Annotated in this window: 13 protein-coding genes and 1 tRNA gene; 8 read left to right on the top strand and 6 right to left on the bottom strand. The window is 39.5% G+C overall.

What is annotated here, in order from left to right; genetic code table 11:
- Positions 1-5 precede the first annotated feature (5 nt).
- A complete protein-coding gene (locus LC454_RS19610) occupies positions 6-1463 on the bottom strand; it encodes an IPT/TIG domain-containing protein (protein ID WP_223584102.1) in 1458 nt (485 codons plus the stop codon).
- Positions 1464-2451: 988 nt separating this feature from the next.
- On the opposite strand from LC454_RS19610, the gene LC454_RS19605 reads away from it, so the two are divergent.
- The gene (locus LC454_RS19605; RefSeq protein WP_223584101.1) at positions 2452-3111 is read left to right on the top strand and encodes a DUF6266 family protein; all 660 of its coding nucleotides are present in this window, start codon (positions 2452-2454) and stop codon (positions 3109-3111) included.
- 340 nt (positions 3112-3451) lie between these two features.
- Here LC454_RS19605 and LC454_RS19600 read toward each other — a convergent pair.
- Both LC454_RS19600 and purD read right to left on the bottom strand, forming a co-directional pair.
- A tRNA-Glu gene (locus tag LC454_RS19600) sits at positions 3452-3523 on the bottom strand.
- A 91-nt stretch (positions 3524-3614) separates the two neighbouring features.
- A complete protein-coding gene (gene purD / locus LC454_RS19595; protein WP_223584100.1) occupies positions 3615-4889 on the bottom strand; it encodes a phosphoribosylamine--glycine ligase in 1275 nt (424 codons plus the stop codon).
- Positions 4890-5083: 194 nt separating this feature from the next.
- Between purD and LC454_RS19590 the strand changes: the two genes are divergently transcribed.
- The 7 genes from LC454_RS19590 to idi all read left to right on the top strand — a co-directional run bounded on the left by LC454_RS19590 (position 5084) and on the right by idi (position 13588).
- A complete protein-coding gene (locus LC454_RS19590) occupies positions 5084-7768 on the top strand; it encodes a carboxypeptidase-like regulatory domain-containing protein (RefSeq protein ID WP_223584099.1) in 2685 nt (894 codons plus the stop codon).
- A gap of 39 nt (positions 7769-7807) precedes the next feature.
- Positions 7808-8572, top strand: coding sequence for an enoyl-CoA hydratase/isomerase family protein (locus LC454_RS19585; protein WP_223584098.1), 765 nt, complete (start codon positions 7808-7810; stop codon positions 8570-8572).
- Between the two features lie 21 nt (positions 8573-8593).
- Positions 8594-9277, top strand: a complete 684-nt coding sequence (locus LC454_RS19580) for a hypothetical protein (protein ID WP_223584097.1) — start codon at positions 8594-8596, stop codon at positions 9275-9277.
- Between the two features lie 34 nt (positions 9278-9311).
- On the top strand, positions 9312-11048 hold the full coding sequence (locus LC454_RS19575; protein ID WP_223584096.1) for a phospho-sugar mutase: 1737 nt from the start codon (positions 9312-9314) through the stop codon (positions 11046-11048).
- A complete protein-coding gene (locus LC454_RS19570; protein ID WP_223584095.1) occupies positions 11049-11591 on the top strand; it encodes an NUDIX hydrolase in 543 nt (180 codons plus the stop codon).
- Between the two features lie 78 nt (positions 11592-11669).
- On the top strand, positions 11670-12983 hold the full coding sequence (locus tag LC454_RS19565; RefSeq protein WP_223584094.1) for a nicotinamide mononucleotide adenylyltransferase: 1314 nt from the start codon (positions 11670-11672) through the stop codon (positions 12981-12983).
- Between the two features lie 71 nt (positions 12984-13054).
- The gene (gene idi / locus LC454_RS19560; RefSeq protein ID WP_223584093.1) at positions 13055-13588 is read left to right on the top strand and encodes an isopentenyl-diphosphate Delta-isomerase; all 534 of its coding nucleotides are present in this window, start codon (positions 13055-13057) and stop codon (positions 13586-13588) included.
- 170 nt (positions 13589-13758) lie between these two features.
- On the opposite strand, the gene LC454_RS19555 is transcribed toward idi, so the two are convergent.
- From LC454_RS19555 to gcvP, 3 genes are all read right to left on the bottom strand, one after another.
- Positions 13759-14583: an N-acetylmuramoyl-L-alanine amidase gene (locus LC454_RS19555; protein WP_223584092.1), complete on the bottom strand. Its 825-nt coding sequence runs from the start codon at positions 14581-14583 to the stop codon at positions 13759-13761.
- A gap of 208 nt (positions 14584-14791) precedes the next feature.
- Positions 14792-15451 (bottom strand): hypothetical protein, encoded by a 660-nt coding sequence (locus LC454_RS19550; protein WP_223584091.1) that lies wholly within the window; start codon positions 15449-15451, stop codon positions 14792-14794.
- Positions 15452-15801: 350 nt separating this feature from the next.
- Positions 15802-18675, bottom strand: coding sequence for an aminomethyl-transferring glycine dehydrogenase (gcvP, locus tag LC454_RS19545; RefSeq protein ID WP_223584090.1), 2874 nt, complete (start codon positions 18673-18675; stop codon positions 15802-15804).
- Positions 18676-19143: the final 468 nt, after the last annotated feature.

Genomic DNA, 19143 nt, shown 5'->3' with positions numbered 1-19143 from the left:
ACAGGTTAATCTTGGTCATTTTCATCCATTTCCTCCAGTGCGATCTTACGAATTCGCCTATTCTCCCGGTCTCCGATATAAAAAGCTTGTTCTTTTTCATTATAGGCAATGCCTGATGGTCGATCAAAACGAGCATCTGCCCTTAGATCTCCATTAACATAACCGTAAGGATTAGTATTCAGGCTTGAACTACCTCTGCCGGCAAAAGTTGTTACGGCACCTTCAGGCGTAAGCATACGAATGGCATGATTCATAAGGTCTGTAAAATAAAAATCGTACACATCGGGCTTACCTGCTTCCACATAGGCTTGATTTTTGACAAATACCCCTTGGTAGGGCTGATTGACACGGGCTGAGGATCCGACCCCATCTTTATAGCCAGATTCACGGACCTTCCCGCAAACTAAATAGGGTTGATTAAACCGTTTTTTATCCCAATTATAGTCCGCACGCATAATATAACCTTGATTAATCACCAAAATATACGCGTAGTTTCCAGTCGGATGAATCAATGCCCGATATTCCCACTCCGGATCCTGAATCACATATAACTGTTCGGCTTTTACAGTTTTATCGGTGAAATACTGATTGAGATCGAAACGGAAGAACTCTCCCTTCGCATAACTGTTAAAATACATTTCCCCATTAACTGGGTGAATGGAGGCCCCATTACATTGTCTACTTTTGGTCAGTACTTCTTTATCGAGAAAGCTCTTTGCGCGGGAAAACAATAGGGTAGATTCATCATTCTCTCCACCTCGATCTTGTGCCACAATCATATATTTCCCATCTACCGAAAAATCTACACTACGTGGACGGTTAAAATCGGAGCGCTTTTTGGTAATCGTGCTATCCTCAAAATTAACTAGATAAAGGCCATTATTGTCATCAAATGTCACCCACAGATGTTTGGGATTCGTGGGGTCAAACTTCATAAAAGAGGAGAGCCAAAAACCACTGGCCATTTTGTTTTGGTCAGCATCTTTAAACTTGCCATCTTTCCAAGGTTCGTCACCGCGGGCATTCCTGTAACCGGCGAGCGTGGATACCACCAGCTTACGTTTATAGTCAAACTTTGCTTCAGCCCGGCCAATGACAGGTTTCTCGACTCCGCCAACACGAACTTCGATATTCCCCTCGAAAGCCTGTTTGGGGACAAGGCAATACAATGACTCACCTAAAGCATTAATAACGACTGCTTGTTGTCCACCTATTAGCACAGCAACATTTTTTGGATCATTCCCAAAATTCTGTCCATAAATAATTAGGCGTTGTCCCATACCACCCGATTTTGGACTGAAATCAGACACGACCACTGGTTTAGAAGGATCAAAAGGTTTTGCTTCGGCAACAATGGCCGGCGTGTCGTTCTTGCAGGCCCAAAGACCAAAGGTGAGAATCATAAAGACCCAGAGTCTACCCAATCGGTACAAGGCTCTGCCCGCTACTTGTTTTGTTCTCATAAATTATGATTTGGTTAGAATTTATTTCAAATACTTTTTTTTAGTACCCCAGTGGACCGCTTCCGGATATTTTATCTTTAGGCTTATCTCGTTGAAAGCATGTCAGGGACTTAACTAGTTTTCCTTACGTCGAAATTTTAGGACGAACGAATCGATGCCCGTCCTTTTGATGGGCGAACTTCTTTTAAAAGTTTACACATAATTGATTTTTTAAATTATAGCTAAATGGTATTAGCTTTTGACAGCGAAAAAAGACTTTCGTGCAATAGCTTCAAAGTCTTCCTAATTTATTTAAATTACTTTTCTAATACTTTCTATTTCCGTTTTCAAATCCCGAACATGGCACAGCTTGATGTTTTATTAGAAACTCTCTGTTCCTCGTTTAATAGTTACTTCAAACCATTCTACTAATCATTCGCATTGTACTGTCTGTTTCGTTCAAAAAAATTTGTTGGATATTTCTTAAATTTTGGTTTCTAATATTTCTCTAAGATGTTCCGCTTTATAATTGATTACTCAAAAGTAGGGAACGTAAAATTTTTGAGACTATCGAATTATCTCAATAATCTGCGTATTTGTATCAAACCAAAACATCCATAATACAATACTCTATAAACTAGCTTACTAAGAATTTATTTTTTCTGTACAACTCATCAGCTAGTTGATATATAGTCCTTGAAAAGTAGATTTATTTCATTTTGGTCCAGATTGAGATCTTGGATCCTTTTGTTTATGATTGTTAGTTTCTTTTGTCGATATTTTTTAGGGACAACACATTAAAATCAAATAGAGATCAAATTAGCTCTTTTCACAGTACTTGTTCAGTTCTCGTTCAGTATTTGCTCAGTGATAACTCAGTATAAACTGAATAATTAGTGACTGATCACTGTCTAAAAATTGATTGAAAATTGTTATTAGGTATAATCTGGTATTAGGATGTTTCGGCTTTAATGCCTATCTTAACTATCCATATTATAATCAGTTAGTTATGGCAATCATCAAAAATGGCGTTAATGGAACTGTTTCTGGGAAGGCAGGTTCCGTTGTGTTTGTGTTAACGAAAACAGGAAATTATGTGCGTTCTCTCCCGCGCATTAAAAAACGGGCACCTACGCCTGAACAGCTGCTCAGTAGAACGCGTTTCAAAATTGTGAGATCGCATATTAGTCTGTTAAATTCGATCATCAAGATAGGTTATAAGGCGTATAGCTATCCAAAGCGGGCATACGATGTCGCCATGTCTTATAATCTGAACGAAGCACTTATCCAGGAAGGAGACGGTTTTGTGGTTAACTGGCAGAAATTTATGATTGCCAAAGGAAGCCCCAATCCCATCACTTCCTACACGGTGGATTTCGATCAAGAAAAACAAGTGCTTCAGGTTACTTGGGAATATGATGCCTATCTGGAGAAGAAGTTTGACACAAGGTCTTACGATTCCTTCTTAATCCTGTATAGCGCAGCGGATAATGGTGTTGAATATCCACTTTTGATGAACGACTCGAAAAACAGCTTAATCTCTGGAAAACAAGATGTTAATATTCCAGAGCATAGAAAGGAAGCGACTTATGAAGTGTATATATTTTTCGTAGAGAGCTATGGCGGGGGGAATACAGACAGCCTCCACTTGGGTAAGATAAAAGTTTGAGCGGTATCATGTGTCATTATTCCAGATTGAATGTAAACCGTAGTGCGAAAATCTTAAAAAGATCAGATGCTTAAAATAAATAATTTAAAGAAATTTTATGGGAATCACCTAGCCTTACACATAGGAGATGTAGAATTCGGAGAAGGAATATACTGACCAAAGGACACAATGGTTCAAGAAAAAGCACCCTGCTCAAATACTTAGCTGGAATTTCATCATTTGATAGGAAATTGCATATGAAGGTTGTTCTTCACTTTTTTCTTGGGAATCAATGTAGGCTTTGTAGATACTGAAAAACAAAAAAACCTGCAAATTTACTATTTTGCAGGTTTTTATTTTGTAGCCCGTAGGGGAATCGAACCCCTGTTTCAAGAATGAAAATCTTGCGTCCTAACCCCTAGACGAACGGGCCATTTTTAATGCAACTCCAAAAGCTTTCTTGTTTTTGGAGTTGCAAATATAGACCTTAAAATCAGTATTACAAAAATAATTTTAAATATTTTTTAGATGAGGTCAAAACCGATGTCACGTCTGAAGTATTTTCCTTCAAAATAAATTCTTCCGGCATCAGCAGTTGCCTGTTGAAGCGCATCAAAAAGTGAGTCTTGTAATGTCGTAACGGCAATTACACGTCCACCGGCAGTGACAACCTTACCATCCTGCTCCTTGGTCCCTGCTTGGAATACAATAGATTCCTTGACGTTTTCCATATTCGCGATCTCTTTTCCAGATTCATAGGCTCCAGGGTACCCCCCAGCCACTAACATCACCGTAACAGCTGTTTTTGGAGAAACCGTATAAGAACGTTGGTCTAAATTTCCTTGCGCAACGCCTTCCAACAGATCCAACAGATCAGATTCAATTCGTGGCAATACAGATTCCGTTTCAGGATCACCCATACGAACATTATATTCAATGACATATGGTTCCCCTTCAATATTCATCAAACCGATGAAAATAAAGCCTTTATATGGAATACCATCTTTCTTCAGTCCTTCGACAGTTGGTTTGATGATGCGTTCTTCCACCTTATTCAAAAATGTTTCGTCAGCAAAAGGTACTGGAGAAATAGATCCCATTCCACCTGTATTTAATCCCGTATCCCCCTCACCTATCCGTTTATAATCCTTCGCAGAAGGTAATACCTTATAGGAGTTTCCATCTGTCAATACGAATACCGATAGCTCAATTCCTTTTAAAAATTCCTCAACGACAACGACGCGGCTTGCCTCTCCAAATTTGGAATCCGCAATCATCGCTTTTAGTTCAGCTTTGGCATCTTCAAGTGTTTCACAGATCAAAACGCCTTTTCCCGCAGCCAGACCATCAGCTTTAAGAACGATCGGCAATTTTTGGCTCTCTAGATAAATCAATCCTTCCTCCAATGACGCGACATCAAAAGAACGTGATGCAGCGGTAGGTACACCGTGTCGATCCATAAACTGTTTCGAAAAATCTTTTGAGCCTTCTAATTGGGCTCCTTCCTGTTGCGGGCCGATTACTGGAATATCTTTCAAATCTTCACGGTTCAAAAAATAATCATGAATACCTTTTACCAATGGCTCTTCAGGTCCCACGACTACCATTTGGATAGCATTTTCCAACACAAAGGATGCTATAGCTTCAAAATCAGTAACTTTAATATTGACATTTTGGCCATATGCTCCTGTACCAGCATTTCCTGGAGCAATAAATAATTGACCTAAACGTGGACTTTTCGACAACTTATAGGCGAAGGCAGATTCACGACCTCCGGAACCGATTATTAGGATATTCATAGCACAAAGATATTTTTTTTATGCTAATTTTCAGGCATAAGATGGTTCAAAAACGGATTTTAAATTTATTTTCCGGTTCAAAAGAACTCCAAAGCATCAATACAAATAATTTAACTGCTCCAATTCGATAATATTTTGATTTATAAGTTGATTAAAGGAAAAATATTTTCTAATTTTCAAGAAACATTAGTCATATGTACGCTCGAATATTGTTGTTAGTCAATTGCCTATTACTTCCTTTCTGGGCGCTCGCTCAAATTGATCAAACGTTACAGACATTGGAGTCTTACCATGAAAATCATGTAACCGAAAAAATTTATCTACACCTAGACAAAAATGACTATTCGGCCGGTGAAAATATTTGGTTCAAAATGTATTGCACCACCGCACCTTTCAATTATTTGAGCAATATCAGCAAAATCGCCAATATCGAATTAATCTCCCCAACAAATAACGTCATCAAGAGCATCAAAATTCCACTAACATTAGGGCTCGGCATTGGTGATTTCAGCTTATCTGACACTCTCGTAGAGGGTTCGTATAGAATTAGAGCGTACACCCGTTGGATGCAAAATGATTCCATATCCAATTTCTATGAGCGAATTATCCCTATTACCAACGGAAGAGCAGATAATGTCATAACCCAAAGCACATTACTTAAAAATGGAAATGAAAATTTCTTCCAGATCAATCTAAAAACAATTCAGGGGGCACCTCTCATAAACAGTAGTGTAAGCTATGCCCTCAAACAAGATGGCCAAAAGGAAAAGACTGGACGGTTAAAATCCAATGAAAATGGAACAATAGCACTTGAACTCAAAGATAACTTTAATGGCGGGCTATTAACATTGCAATTCCTGTCCTCAGATAAAAGACGTGTTCTAAAGAGTTTTACTATCCCAAATCCAAATCAGCAAAACAGTATCCAGATTTTTCCTGAAAGCGGTGAATTAGTAAACAATATCTTGAGTAAAACTGGAGTCAAGGTGCTTAGGCCCGCAGGCTTGGGTATAAAATCAAAAATCAAAATCGGGGAGGAAAACCAGGCGCCGATCATCGAATTTGAGACCAATACCCTTGGTATGGGAAGCATGCCGCTAATTCTAAGCACTGGAAAAAAATATATTGCCACAGCAATCTTCCCGGATGGAAATTCGGTAAGCACCCCACTGCCTCCAGTAGCAGCCTCAGGCTATGTACTCACCGTAAATTCGGGTTTAAAAGACAAGATTGCAGCCCAATTATCCTCCACTAACGATTTGGTAACCGGCAAAGAGGTTTATCTAATCGCACAATATAACGGCATCGTACTACATGCTGTAAAGCAAAAATTAAATGGACCAGAGATTCTTTTCAACATTCCCAAAAAGGATCTTCCTTCGGGAGTGATTCAACTATCTGTACTTAATGAGCAGATGACTCCCATCATCGAGAGGCTCGTCTTTAATTACAATGCTCCTAAAACAATATTTCCAATAGCGATCCAATTAAATAAATCCTCCTTTGCGACGAGAGACCAGGTCATCGCAAACCTCTCCGTTAAAGAAGGCAGTAGCGATACATCAAAAATAGCGGCACTCTCCGCAGCTGTAGTCAATCTAAGTAAAGTCGACTCTACCACAGACCAATATTATTCTTCCATAATCTCGGAGCTTCTACTCAAATCCGATCTCCGTGGTTTTATAGAGCGCCCCAATTATTATTTTGAAGATCTAAATAACATCCGGTTTAGTGAGCTTGACAACCTCATGTTGATCCAAGGCTGGCGTATACTGGATTGGAAGAATTCTCTCCTTCCAACCAATAATCTCTATCCACCAGAAAAAGGTCTCACGATCTCGGGAACTGTAAAGAAAACTGGGCGCAAAGCGGTCGTTCCCAATGCTAAAGTGACCCTAGTACCAACCAGCAATATGATGCTGAGTATAGATACATTGACAAATAATGATGGTCGATTTGTTTTTGAAGATCTCTTATTCGCCGACAGTATTAAATTTATAGTAACCGGGAATGGCCCGAAGGAGAAGAATAGGGTCGATATACTTGTCGACGAGACCACAAATCCTGCAGTTAATGAAAGCAAAGACCAGCCTTTGATCGCGAATGATGTAAACACCAAACTGATCGATCAGCTCAAAGGTAGCCAGCAATTTTTGACAGAACTGGAAGCTGCTGGTATTATTCAAAAAAGTATTAAATTAGAGGAAGTCCAAGTTAACAGGGTAAGGACCAATAAAGCAGACAAAAATTCAAGAAATCTCAATGGCCCCGGCCATGCAGATCAGGTCATATCTGCCGAAGATCTATCGACCTGCACAACCCTGGAACAATGTCTCGCGGGGAGACTAGTGGGCGTGATCTTCCGAAATGGAGTCCCTTACAGTACCCGATCGATGGGAATGAACGGGGGTAGTCCCATGCAGGTTGTTTTAGATGGAATGTACATTGAGGCGGATCAGATCAGCATGATCAATGTTCAGGACATCGCAAGTATCGAGGTGCTGAGAAGCATAGGCAATACCGCCATTTATGGTATGTATGGCGGAAACGGTGTATTGGTCATTACGAGTAAATCTGGTGAAGCATTTTCAGCGTCCTATACACCGACTGGGATTGTCACTATTGTACCGAAAGGATTACATGTAAACCGTAGCTTTTTCAAACCACAGTATAATACTACGCAAAAGCAGGAACTGAAGCGTGACCTGAGAACAACCATCGCCTGGGAGCCTAATTTGGTCACAGAGAAAAATGGAAAAACCAAATTTGATTTTTTCACTTCTGATGAACCCGGAACTTATAAAATTACCATCGAAGGAATTGACATGGAGGGTAAAATTTCCCATCTTGAATATTTAATAGATGTAAAACCACAATAGCAACCCGAACAAACCGTTATAAATTTATATAAATTCGTTATGGAGCATATCAAAACCAAAATAGAAGACCATATTTTAAGTATTTTTTTGGATCGGGGAAAGTCTAACGCCATCGATACACAGCTATTGAAAGAGCTTATAGAGACATTGGAATCTGGCCAAGAAAACGATGCCGTGCGCGGAGCGGTTCTTATCGGTAAGGAAAACTTTTTTAGTGCCGGTCTTGACCTAATAACCTTATTCGGTTATGACGAGGATCAAATCCGGGAATTCTGGAATCTTTTTTTGGAGGCAACATCGCTACTGGCCTCTTTCCCTAAACCGATAGCTGCCGCCATATCTGGACATAGCCCTGCTGGAGGTTGTGTGTTTGCCTTATGTTGCGATTATAGGATCATGGCAGAGGGTAATTTTGTCATAGGACTTAATGAAATACCTGTTGGGCTTATCGTTCCTGAAAGTATCTTTCAACTTTATGCCTTTTGGATCGGGAAACGATATGCTTACCAGAATCTCCTCGAGGGAAAACTGCTTTCTCCTCAGGAAGCAAAATTACAGGGCTTAGTCGATGAAGTCGTTCCAGCGGAAATACTTTTTAATACCGCAGCAAAGAAGATAAGACAGATCACGCAGTTTAATCAAAAGACATGGCAGACTTCTAAACTAAACTTCAGAAAAGAAATAATTCTTAAATTGCGCGAAAATAGAGAAGAAACTATTCAAGCTATTCTCGAGCAATGGTGGCTACCGTCAACACGGTCTATATTAAAGTCGATCATCGAAAACTTGACTTCAAAAAAATAATATTAAATAAACGAAAATAACATGAGAAATCTCTTTTTCTTTGTTCTTATCTGTCTCTCCATAGGTGTGATCTCCTGTAGAAACAATAAAAAAGAAGACAAGGCAGTAAAAATTGCCCAGGATTCTATCCCTTTGGATACAATAAGCAAACCGGACACGATCGTAAAAGAAGTGAAGAAAGAGGATACTGAAACACTTGAAGAAGTATTGGAAAAAATTGCCAAAGCATATACCGATCAAGACAGTAAAACAATCAACAACTATATCCATCCAAAATTAGGGATCTATATCATCTATCGTCCGGGGGCATTGGATTCATATGTGCATCAAAGTAGTTTTGACTTTTCCAAACCAGTACCAGAATATCATTCGTATGAAAAACTAAGTTACAAAGGACCTTTAAAAGCGGGAAAACTACCTGCTTTTGACTGTGGAACAATGAAATGGGACAAACTAGGCTTTTTTTATGATAAGAAGTCACGTCCGAATGAACTGTCACAAACAGCAAAATTCATGAATGAGATTTTAGATGCAAAAATTAATCAAACCGAATTACAGCGATTGAGAAATATAGAAACCAGAAGCTACCGTGCGATCATGACTTCCAACGAAAGCGAAGAACCTTTCGTTTTTCATGTCACGAAAGAGGGGGAAAAGTGGTATATTACAGTCATAGACCGCGCCTATGCAGGTTGTGACGCATAAAAGAATTTTTTACATTTAGCCATATTTAACGATCATGGGAAATTTAGATAAAGACATACTAGAGAAAATCGACGATTGGTTAACCTCCAGTTATGACGAGGAAACAAGAGCCTCCGTCCAGAAATTAATAGATGATCAGGCAGAGACAGAACTTATTGATTCATTCTACAAGGATCTTGAGTTTGGAACAGGAGGTTTAAGAGGAATTATGGGTGTGGGGTCCAACCGTATGAATAAGTATACAATTGGAAAAGCTACACAGGGATTATCAAACTATCTAAAAAAACAGTTCCCCAACGAGGAAATAAAAGTAGCCGTCTCCTACGATAGCCGTAACAATTCGCAGTCCTTTGGTCAGCTTGTTGCCCAAGTATTTGCAGCAAACGGTATCAAGGTTTATCTTTTTAACGAACTGCGTCCTACACCGATGCTATCTTTTGCAATCCGCCATTTTGGATGTAAAAGTGGCGTCATGTTGACTGCTTCGCATAATCCCAAAGAATACAATGGTTATAAAGCTTATTGGAACGATGGATCGCAATTGACAGCTCCCCATGATAAAAATGTGATCGATGAGGTCAATGCTATCGCCAGCGTCAAAGACATCCAATTTGAAGGGAATCCCCAAAATATAATTCCTGTTGGTGAAGAAATTGATCCAATTTATATTGATGCCAATAAAGCATTAAGTATACACCCGGAGGCTGTACTGGCACAAAAGGACCTAAAAATAGTTTATTCTCCGATACATGGTACGGGAATTACGATCGTTCCTAAAATGCTCGCCTCATGGGGCTTTGAAAATGTTACTGTGGTCACCGAACAAGCGACTCCCGATGGAAACTTCCCTACAGTGATCTATCCTAACCCTGAGGAGGAGGATGCCATGGCCTTAGCGAAGAAAAAAGGGGAAGAGATTGATGCAGACCTTGTTTTAGCAACCGATCCAGATGCGGATCGCGTTGGGATTGCGGTTAAAAACAGTCAAGGCCAATTTCAATTACTCAACGGGAATCAAATTGGCAGTTTGTTAATCTATTATGTGCTGAGTGCAAAAAGTGATCTAAAACAATTGGGCAACAACCCTTATATTGTGAAAACGATTGTAACCAGTAACCTTCAGGCTGACATTGCAAACCATTACCATGTTGCTCATTATGAAACACTCACTGGGTTTAAATATATCGGCGAACTGATAACAAAACTAGGTGATTCAGCGCAATATCTTGCCGGTGGAGAGGAAAGCTATGGATTCTTAGTCGGCGATTTAGTCCGGGATAAGGATGCGCCTAATTCATGTGCATTCTTGGCAGAAATGACTGCATATTTTAAGTCAAAAGGCAAGACTGTATATGAAGTTTTGTTAGACATCTATCAAGAATTTGGTTGTTATCAGGAAAAACTGATCTCCTTAACAAAAAAAGGAAAAGCTGGAGCCGAGGAAATTCAAGCCATGATGGCTGGTCTACGGCAAAACCTACCTACCAAGCTCGGCGGAATCGAAGTCAAAGAAATTAGGGATTATGAGCTTTCCCAGACCACTGACATGAAAACAGGCCACAAAAGCGAAATTACTCTTCCAAAGTCGGATGTATTACAGTTTATCACTGTGGATGGTGACGTGATTTCAGCTAGACCTTCGGGCACAGAGCCCAAAATCAAATTCTATTGCTCCGTTAAGGGGACGCTTCAAGATAAAAGTAATTACCTAAGCCTTCAAAATATATTGGAGGAAAAGGTAGACCGTATGATGAAAGATATAGTTGGATAAATGGAAAAATGGAAACGATTATCATCGGAATATATTTGTAAGGAACCTTGGGCAACATTACGCAGGGATACTTGCGAACTACCCGATGGGCGCATTAATGACCACTATTATGTCCTGGAATATCCGGATTGGGTCAATATGGTCGGCATCACTGCACAAAATGAGCTATTAGTAATCCGGCAATACCGCCATGGTGCAGGTATCATTTCATTGGAAATTCCGGCCGGTACCACTGAGCCAGGAGAAAATCCACGAGACGCCGCAGTCCGGGAAATGCTCGAAGAAACGGGATATCGGTTCGATAAAATTGAAGAGATTGTGAGCCTCTATGCCAATCCTGCGACAAGTGGCAATATCACGTATACCTACCTCATGACAGGTGGACAGAAAGTTCAAGAACAAGATCTGGACGAACATGAGGAGATTGAAGTTTTTCTTATCCCACTTGAGGAAGCGAAAACAATGTTGCTGGAAAACAAATTTAGCCAGGCATTACACAGCAGCGCATTATTCTATGCTTTTAATAAATTAGGCTTGTTATAAAACAAGCCTAATTTTATTCTGTTTTTCTCTTTCATACTTTAATTTTTACTAGACTTTTGATTTTTGTACCTTTGTCCTATGGCAAGAGAAATTTTTGAAACCAAGCGCAAGGCCCTGAAAATAAATCTAAATCCTGAGATTTATGGAACCTTCGCTGAGATCGGTGCTGGACAGGAAGTCGCACGAAACTTTTTCAATGCAGGGGCCGCTTCAGGCACAATTGCAAAAACAATGTCGGCTTATGACATGGCATTTAGTGACGCGATTTACGGTGAGGAAGAAGACGGCAGATATGTCAGCAGGACCCGTTTACAAAAAATGCTTTCTCATGAATTTAACTTGTTGACCCAACGCTTGCATGGTGATAAATATTGCAACAAAAAATTCTTTGCCTTTGCGGACACTGTTACCACGCTTAACTTCACCAAAACCAATGAGCCTCATGGCTGGATTGGTCTACGTTTTCAACATGAAGTCGGTGGCCCCACAAACGATATTATTGTCCACGTTAGACTTTTGGACAGTGACAATCAGCTGCAACAAAAAGTACTGGGCATTATCGGTGTAAACCTGCTGTTTGCGGCTTATTACTACACAGAAAATGTGCAGACCCTGATTGAATCCTTGGTCGATAATTTATCTGTCGGATCGGTCGAAATTGATTTAGTTAAGTTAAATGGTCCTTTGTTTGAAAATGTCAGCCAACGACTGATCAACTTATATCTCATTGCCAAAGGATTTGCAAAGGCAGCTATTTTCCAACCAGATGGTAAAGCGGTACAGATCAAGGATTATTTGTACAAAAAGAATATCATCTTGCTTCGTACAAAATACCGCCAGAAATCACTTCCTAACTTTGACCTATTTAACCTTGCTGTCGAGCAGTTTAAGAAAAATACGGGGGCAACGGACAGCGATACCATTGTATTGATTGAGGTGTTAATGGGTAATGTATTGGAAGATACACATGAGATCACGGATGAAGATCTACAGGAATTTGCATCGAGAGCAGATGAATTATGTGCCACAGGTAATAACATTATCGTCAGCAACTTCCGTAGAAATAATCATCTAGCGGAGTTTATAAGCAACTTCAAACCCAAAAATATCGGGATTGCAACAAACGTTTATAACTTAAAAAATATCTTCAATTCCGATAACTACAATAAAGAACTGTACACCAATGAACTATTATCCTACATCTCAGGTATGTTCAATAAAAATGTAAAGCTTTATGCTTATCCATATCTATTGAAAAAGGAAAATAAAATCATCACAACGCAAAATATGCCGGTCTCGGAAGAAGCCAAACCACTATTTGAATTCTTAATTAAGAACGGTTATATCATTGACATTGAAAATTACGACGAGAAATTTGTAAAAACCGTATAACATAAATCTCTGCTATAATTTTTTATATAGTCCAATTTGATTAAATTGGACTATATTTATGTTTAAGCCTTATGAAGCAAGAAAATGTAATATTAGTCGATTCCAATGACGCTGTCATTGGGAGTATGGAAAAATACGAAGCTCACGAAAAGGGTTTGCTACATCGAGCTTTTAGTGTCTTTTTGTTCAATGACAGGGATCAGCTGCTTATGCAGCAAAGGGCTTTGGACAAATATCATTGCGGTGGCTTATGGACCAACAGTTGCTGTTCGCACCAACGTCTTGGAGAAAGCAACCTAGATGCTGCCGAACGTCGTCTGATGGAAGAACTCCGGATCAGGGCATCAGACATGTATGATGCATTTTCATTTGTATACAAAGCCGAGTTTGACAATGGCCTTACCGAGCATGAATTTGATCATGTACTTATTGGAAAATTCAATGGTGAGTCTAATTTTAATGTTGCGGAAGTAGCAGCCATACAATATATGGATCAGCAACAGATCAAAGATGAGATCGCGCACTTTCCAGAGAAATTTACCCCTTGGTTCAAGCTCATTTATCAACGTGTATTTGAAACCTATTTGGACAAATACAAGAAATAAGATCATCAAAAAGGCCTGTAGCGATAAAAGCAGATCGACGTCCTCCGTATCATGGCCAAACTCCATCAACAGCACGCTAATAGAAGCTTTAGGGGCCGCTAGTCCTGCAAATAAAAAAGAGCAATTCTATAACAAATTGCTCCCCTCATTTTATACTGATCAAGAAACCACTATAAGTATTTTTTATAAATGGAATACATAATCTTTAGATCGTTTTCATTCAAAAATGCGGTATTCACATCTTGTTGAATATAGTGAATTTTAAAAGCCTTTATGGCTGCATCCAGATTACGGACATCATAGCCAATAATACGCAAAGCCATTTTTGGATTAAAATCGGTTGGCGGCGTTTCTAAAAATTCCTCATACCAATAGCCAAATCCCTGATCTGCCAATTTTTTCCAAGGGAATCGTGATGGGTCATTTTTACGCGAAGGTGCCAGATCCATATGTCCGATAAAATTTGCCTGTGGAATCTTATAGGTATTTTTCAAATAGTTCAGCAGCTGAACCAACGCATTTATCTGTGCATCCGTCCAGGGGTCTGTCGTCCCATTATTATCCAACTCGATACCTATCGACGAAGAGTTCAGATCAGTATCATTTCCCCACTTACCCAGACCAGCATGATGTGCCCGGTATAGATCATTCACCATCTGTACTACCTTACCATCCCGCCCCACAACATAATGTGAACTTACTCCGGCTTTCGCAGAGTGAAACGTACGGATTGTCTGTCCTAACGAATCTTGAGCTGTATGATGAATGACCACAAAATTAGGCTTTCGGATACCGAAATTGATGGAGGCGATCCACTGCTGATCTTTGACATTGACTTTCTCCAACTGCCCAGATACAGGAGACTGGCGATACAGCTTAGAAAACTCTTTTGCTTGGTTTTTATATACCTTTTCGGTCTTAGCATATTTATTGCCAGCACAAGATGTGATCAATGCTGCAATAATAAAAAGATTGAATCGTGATGTTATCCTCATATCGAAATGTTTCAACACAAATATACTTCCAAAATAGGATATCGGTGTGATTGTACCCTAAAATGATACAATAATCTTCCTTTTCAGAGGAGGCTCCAATGAAATTGCCAATTGTTTTCGAGTGATTAGCCGCACATGAATAGCTGATCATCAAAAAGTCCAGACGGAATAGCTGGACTTTTTGAGATCGATGTAACGTATCGATATTTTATTTTAAAGCGCTTACATTCAATTTACCCATGAATGCCTTCAGCTCATCTAAACTATACCCATTGCCTCTTAGTGTGATCAAATAACGATCTTTTTCAAGGTAACTGATTTCTGAACTCTTTGGTGTCGAACCTTCTACACCTTTATTATCGGTTGTTTTTGCACGCTTTCCTTCAAAATCACCCGTTTTCTCTACTTCTGTATCAGTAATATTTTCTGAATCAACCATAAAACCCATTTGAGCAAGACTAACAATAGCGGAAGCAGTTTCACCCGCACCATCAATAATGCTTATTTTAATGTCCTTTTGATCATCGACAGTATACGTTGCGTCGCCAGAAACAACACTGACACCATACATTGAGCCGGCAGAATAAGATGTTCTTTTCAAACCGTCTAAACTTTCTGGGAGAAATGCTTTTAATTCGTCCGAACTCAATGGTTTTTCAGATTTTAGTTTGGTCTGAAGTTCTTCCATTTTCTTTGCACCGTCAGTCAGGTTATCTAGATTAGATACCCCTTTAACCACATCCGAGATTCCCGCACTTGTTTCATTATCATCTGCTGCACCATCCTTGGATTCGTTGCGATTACCGCAACTTGTGATCAAAATAGCTGCACCCAATAATAGGGACATTACGCTCAATTGTCTTTTCATGATTATCAGTTTTTTAGATAAAACGTTAGAAAGATAAAAAAATGATTTAATAGGCGCAACTATTTAAAATATAGCAGTAAAATAGCCCTATTCGTTTTTCCGAACTTATTCAAGAATGTTTGGGAATCCTCATACTTCCATTCTTTTCTGTGCCTATCCTTTTGGTTTATAAAGGCTTCATTTAAAAGCCTTAAATATTGTCCAGACTCCTGCAAATAAGCTCGTGTGGTCTCACACGAACAGCCAGTACATTTTGTATAACAACAATATAATGACCTTTTCCAAATTCTCAGTAAAAATAAAAGCCCCTCCGATGTGGAGAGGCTTTAAGGATATTATTTTTAAGACTATTACGCCTCAGCATATTCTTCGATAGACGGACATGAGCAGATCAATGTACGGTCTCCCTGAGAGTCGTTTACACGACCTACAGAAGGCCAAAACTTACGCTCTCTTACGTACTCCAACGGATAAGCCGCAGTTTGACGACTGTAAGGTCTATCCCACTCATCTGCAGTAACGACTGCTGCTGTATGTGGAGCATGCTTCAATACGTTATTTGCTTGTTCTACTTCGCCAGATTCAACCGCAGCAATCTCCCGACGAATGGCAACTAATGCATCACAGAAACGATCCAATTCAGCTTTAGATTCAGACTCTGTTGGTTCGACCATCAATGTTCCCGCAACAGGGAAAGAAACTGTTGGTGCATGGAAACCGTAGTCCATCAAACGTTTTGCGATATCAGCAACTTCGATACCTACATTTTTGAATCCACGGCAATCTAAGATCATCTCATGCGCACAACGACCATTGCTACCAGAATAAAGTACTGGGTAGGCATTCTCCAAACGTGCTTTAATATAGTTTGCATTCAATATTGCTGTGCGTGTAGCGTTAGTCAACCCTTCACCACCCATCATCGAAATATAAGCGTGGGAGATAATCAAGATTGATGCTGAGCCAAATGGTGCTGCCGAAACAGCAGTAATTCCTTCTTCTCCTGAAGTAGAAACAACTTGATGGTTTGGCAAGAAAGGCACCAAGTGTTTAGCAACACCGATCGGCCCCATACCTGGACCACCACCACCATGTGGAATACAGAACGTTTTATGCAAGTTTAAGTGACAAACGTCAGCACCAATATGGCCCGGACTAGTCAAACCTACCTGTGCATTCATGTTTGCTCCATCCATATATACCTGACCACCATTGGCGTGAATGATTTCACAAACTTCAATGATAGATTCCTCAAATACACCATGTGTAGATGGGTAAGTTACCATTAAAGAGTTCAGGTGAGCAGCATGTTCTTCTGCTTTTGCTCTTAAATCTGGGATATCAATATTTCCAAGCTCATCACATTTCACTACCACCACTTTCAGACCAGCCATTGAAGCCGATGCAGGGTTTGTACCGTGTGCAGAAGCTGGAATCAAACAGATGTTACGACCATGATCGCCGCGGCTCTCATGATAAGCACGGATAACCATTAGACCTGCATATTCACCTTGCGCTCCTGAATTAGGCTGGAAGCTCATTTTAGCAAAACCTGTGATCTCTGATAACCAATCGTTCAATTCACCGATCATCTGCATGTAACCAGAAGTTTGATCTGTTGGTGCAAATGGATGTAATCCACCAAATCTCGCCCAGGTAACTGGAGTCATTTCAGCTGTCGCATTCAGCTTCATTGTACATGAACCCAATGGTATCATAGAATGACACAATGATAAATCTTTCGCTTCCAACGATTTAATATAGCGTAACATTTCATGTTCAGAATGGTAGCTATTAAAGTTTGGATGAGTTAAGTAAGCTGAAGTACGAATCAATTCCGCAGGAATCGAAGAGCTCAAGTTTTCCTCTAGCGTATCGAAATCTACATCGTTCAATGTTTTGCCTTGAATTTTTGCAAACACTTTTACGATCGTTTTGATATCCTCATAGGTTGTTGTTTCATCAATAGCGATAGAAACTTGTGAACCATTGTAGTAGAAGTTCAATTCATTGTTCAACGCTTCAGATTTTAAAGCGCCAGCGTGCCCACCTAAATCTACACGTAGAGTATCAAAGTAAGCGTTATTCAATTGAGTATAACCCAAAGACTGTAAAGCTTGATCCAATAAATTTGCTAAAGCATTGATACGGGATGCAATATTTTTGATTCCTTCTGGACCATGGTAAACAGCGTAGAAAGAGGCCATGATAGCCAATAAAGCTTGCGCTGTACAGATATTAGAAGATGCTTTATCACGACGGATATGTTGCTCACGAGTTTGTAAAGCCATACGTAAAGCGTACTTTCCATTCGAATCAGAAGTTACACCTATAATACGTCCGGGAATATTGCGTTTGAAGCTATCACGTGTAGCGAAGAATGCGGCATGAGGACCACCAAATCCCATTGGTACACCAAAACGTTGTGAGTTACCAACAACAACATCTGCCCCCCATTCTCCTGGAGGAGTCAACAAGGCTAAACTCATTAGATCTGCAGCCGCACATACTGTAATATTTTTACCGTGTGCAGCGTCAGCAAATGATTTGTAATCAATGATTGATCCGTCCGCCGCGGGGTATTGTACAAATGCAGCAAAAACATCATCTGTCAACTCTGATTCTTGAATAGCTGTAATTTTCAGCTCGATACCGAAAGAAAGCGCACGCGTCTTTAACACGTCGATCGTCTGTGGATAAGCATTTTCAGAAACCAAGAATACATTTGCATCTTTGTTTTTACGTGCTGAATAAAGCATAAACATCGCTTCAGCAGCAGCTGTAGCTTCATCCAACAATGAAGCGTTTGCAATTTCCAATCCAGTAAAATCAGAAATAACGGTCTGGAAGTTTAACAGCGCCTGTAAACGACCTTGTGCAATTTCTGCTTGGTAAGGTGTATATTGTGTATACCATCCTGGGTTTTCAAACACATTACGTTGAATAACACCTGGAAGGATCACATCATAGTAACCCTGACCAATAAAAGATTTAAAAACTTTATTTTTCTCTGCGATTTCCGCTATCCGCTTTAAATAAGCAACCTCAGACAATGCTTTTGGAAGATTTAAAGGTTTTGGAGCGCGGATTTGAGAAGGGACCGTTTGGTCAATTAGCTGGTCAATTGACGATACGCCCAATTTGGCCAACATTTCATTCGCTTCAACTGGACTTGGGCCATTGTGGCGACTTTCGAATTTTTCTTGGAAGTGTATATTGCTCATGTGTGCAAAAAGTTAACGCTTATAGACAGTTAGCGACATAATAATTAGGTAATTAACTCTCTTATAAACAGTCGTTTTTTGGATGAGCAAAGATAGCAAAATAAATGACTGAAAACGAAGCAAAAAAGTGTATAAAAAGTCAGTTTTCAGTACAAGCGAATGTGCAATCGATTGTCCTCACTACATTAAAATTCAAATAAAGACAACCAACAGCTTTTCATATTAAAAATATACCAATCAATCCGAAAAAAGATTGACACAATGACAAAAAACAAAAGATTATGCTACTATTTTTCAACCATCATTTTTTCTTTTTAAAGATATTCTTTTTGCAATGGCGCTGATTTTTCAATACATTAGTATAAGTACCAATTGTAATTGATTGCTGACACAACGAAATTATTCAGAACGAATGTCACGCAGATTCTGGAATACGCTGATTCGCTCAAAAATATTGAGAACAGGTAT

Source organism: Sphingobacterium sp. GVS05A (genome assembly GCF_019969845.1).
Lineage (GTDB): Bacteria > Bacteroidota > Bacteroidia > Sphingobacteriales > Sphingobacteriaceae > Sphingobacterium.
The sequence above is the reverse complement of the archived record's forward strand: the minus strand, read 5'-3'. Positions and strand labels throughout refer to the sequence as shown.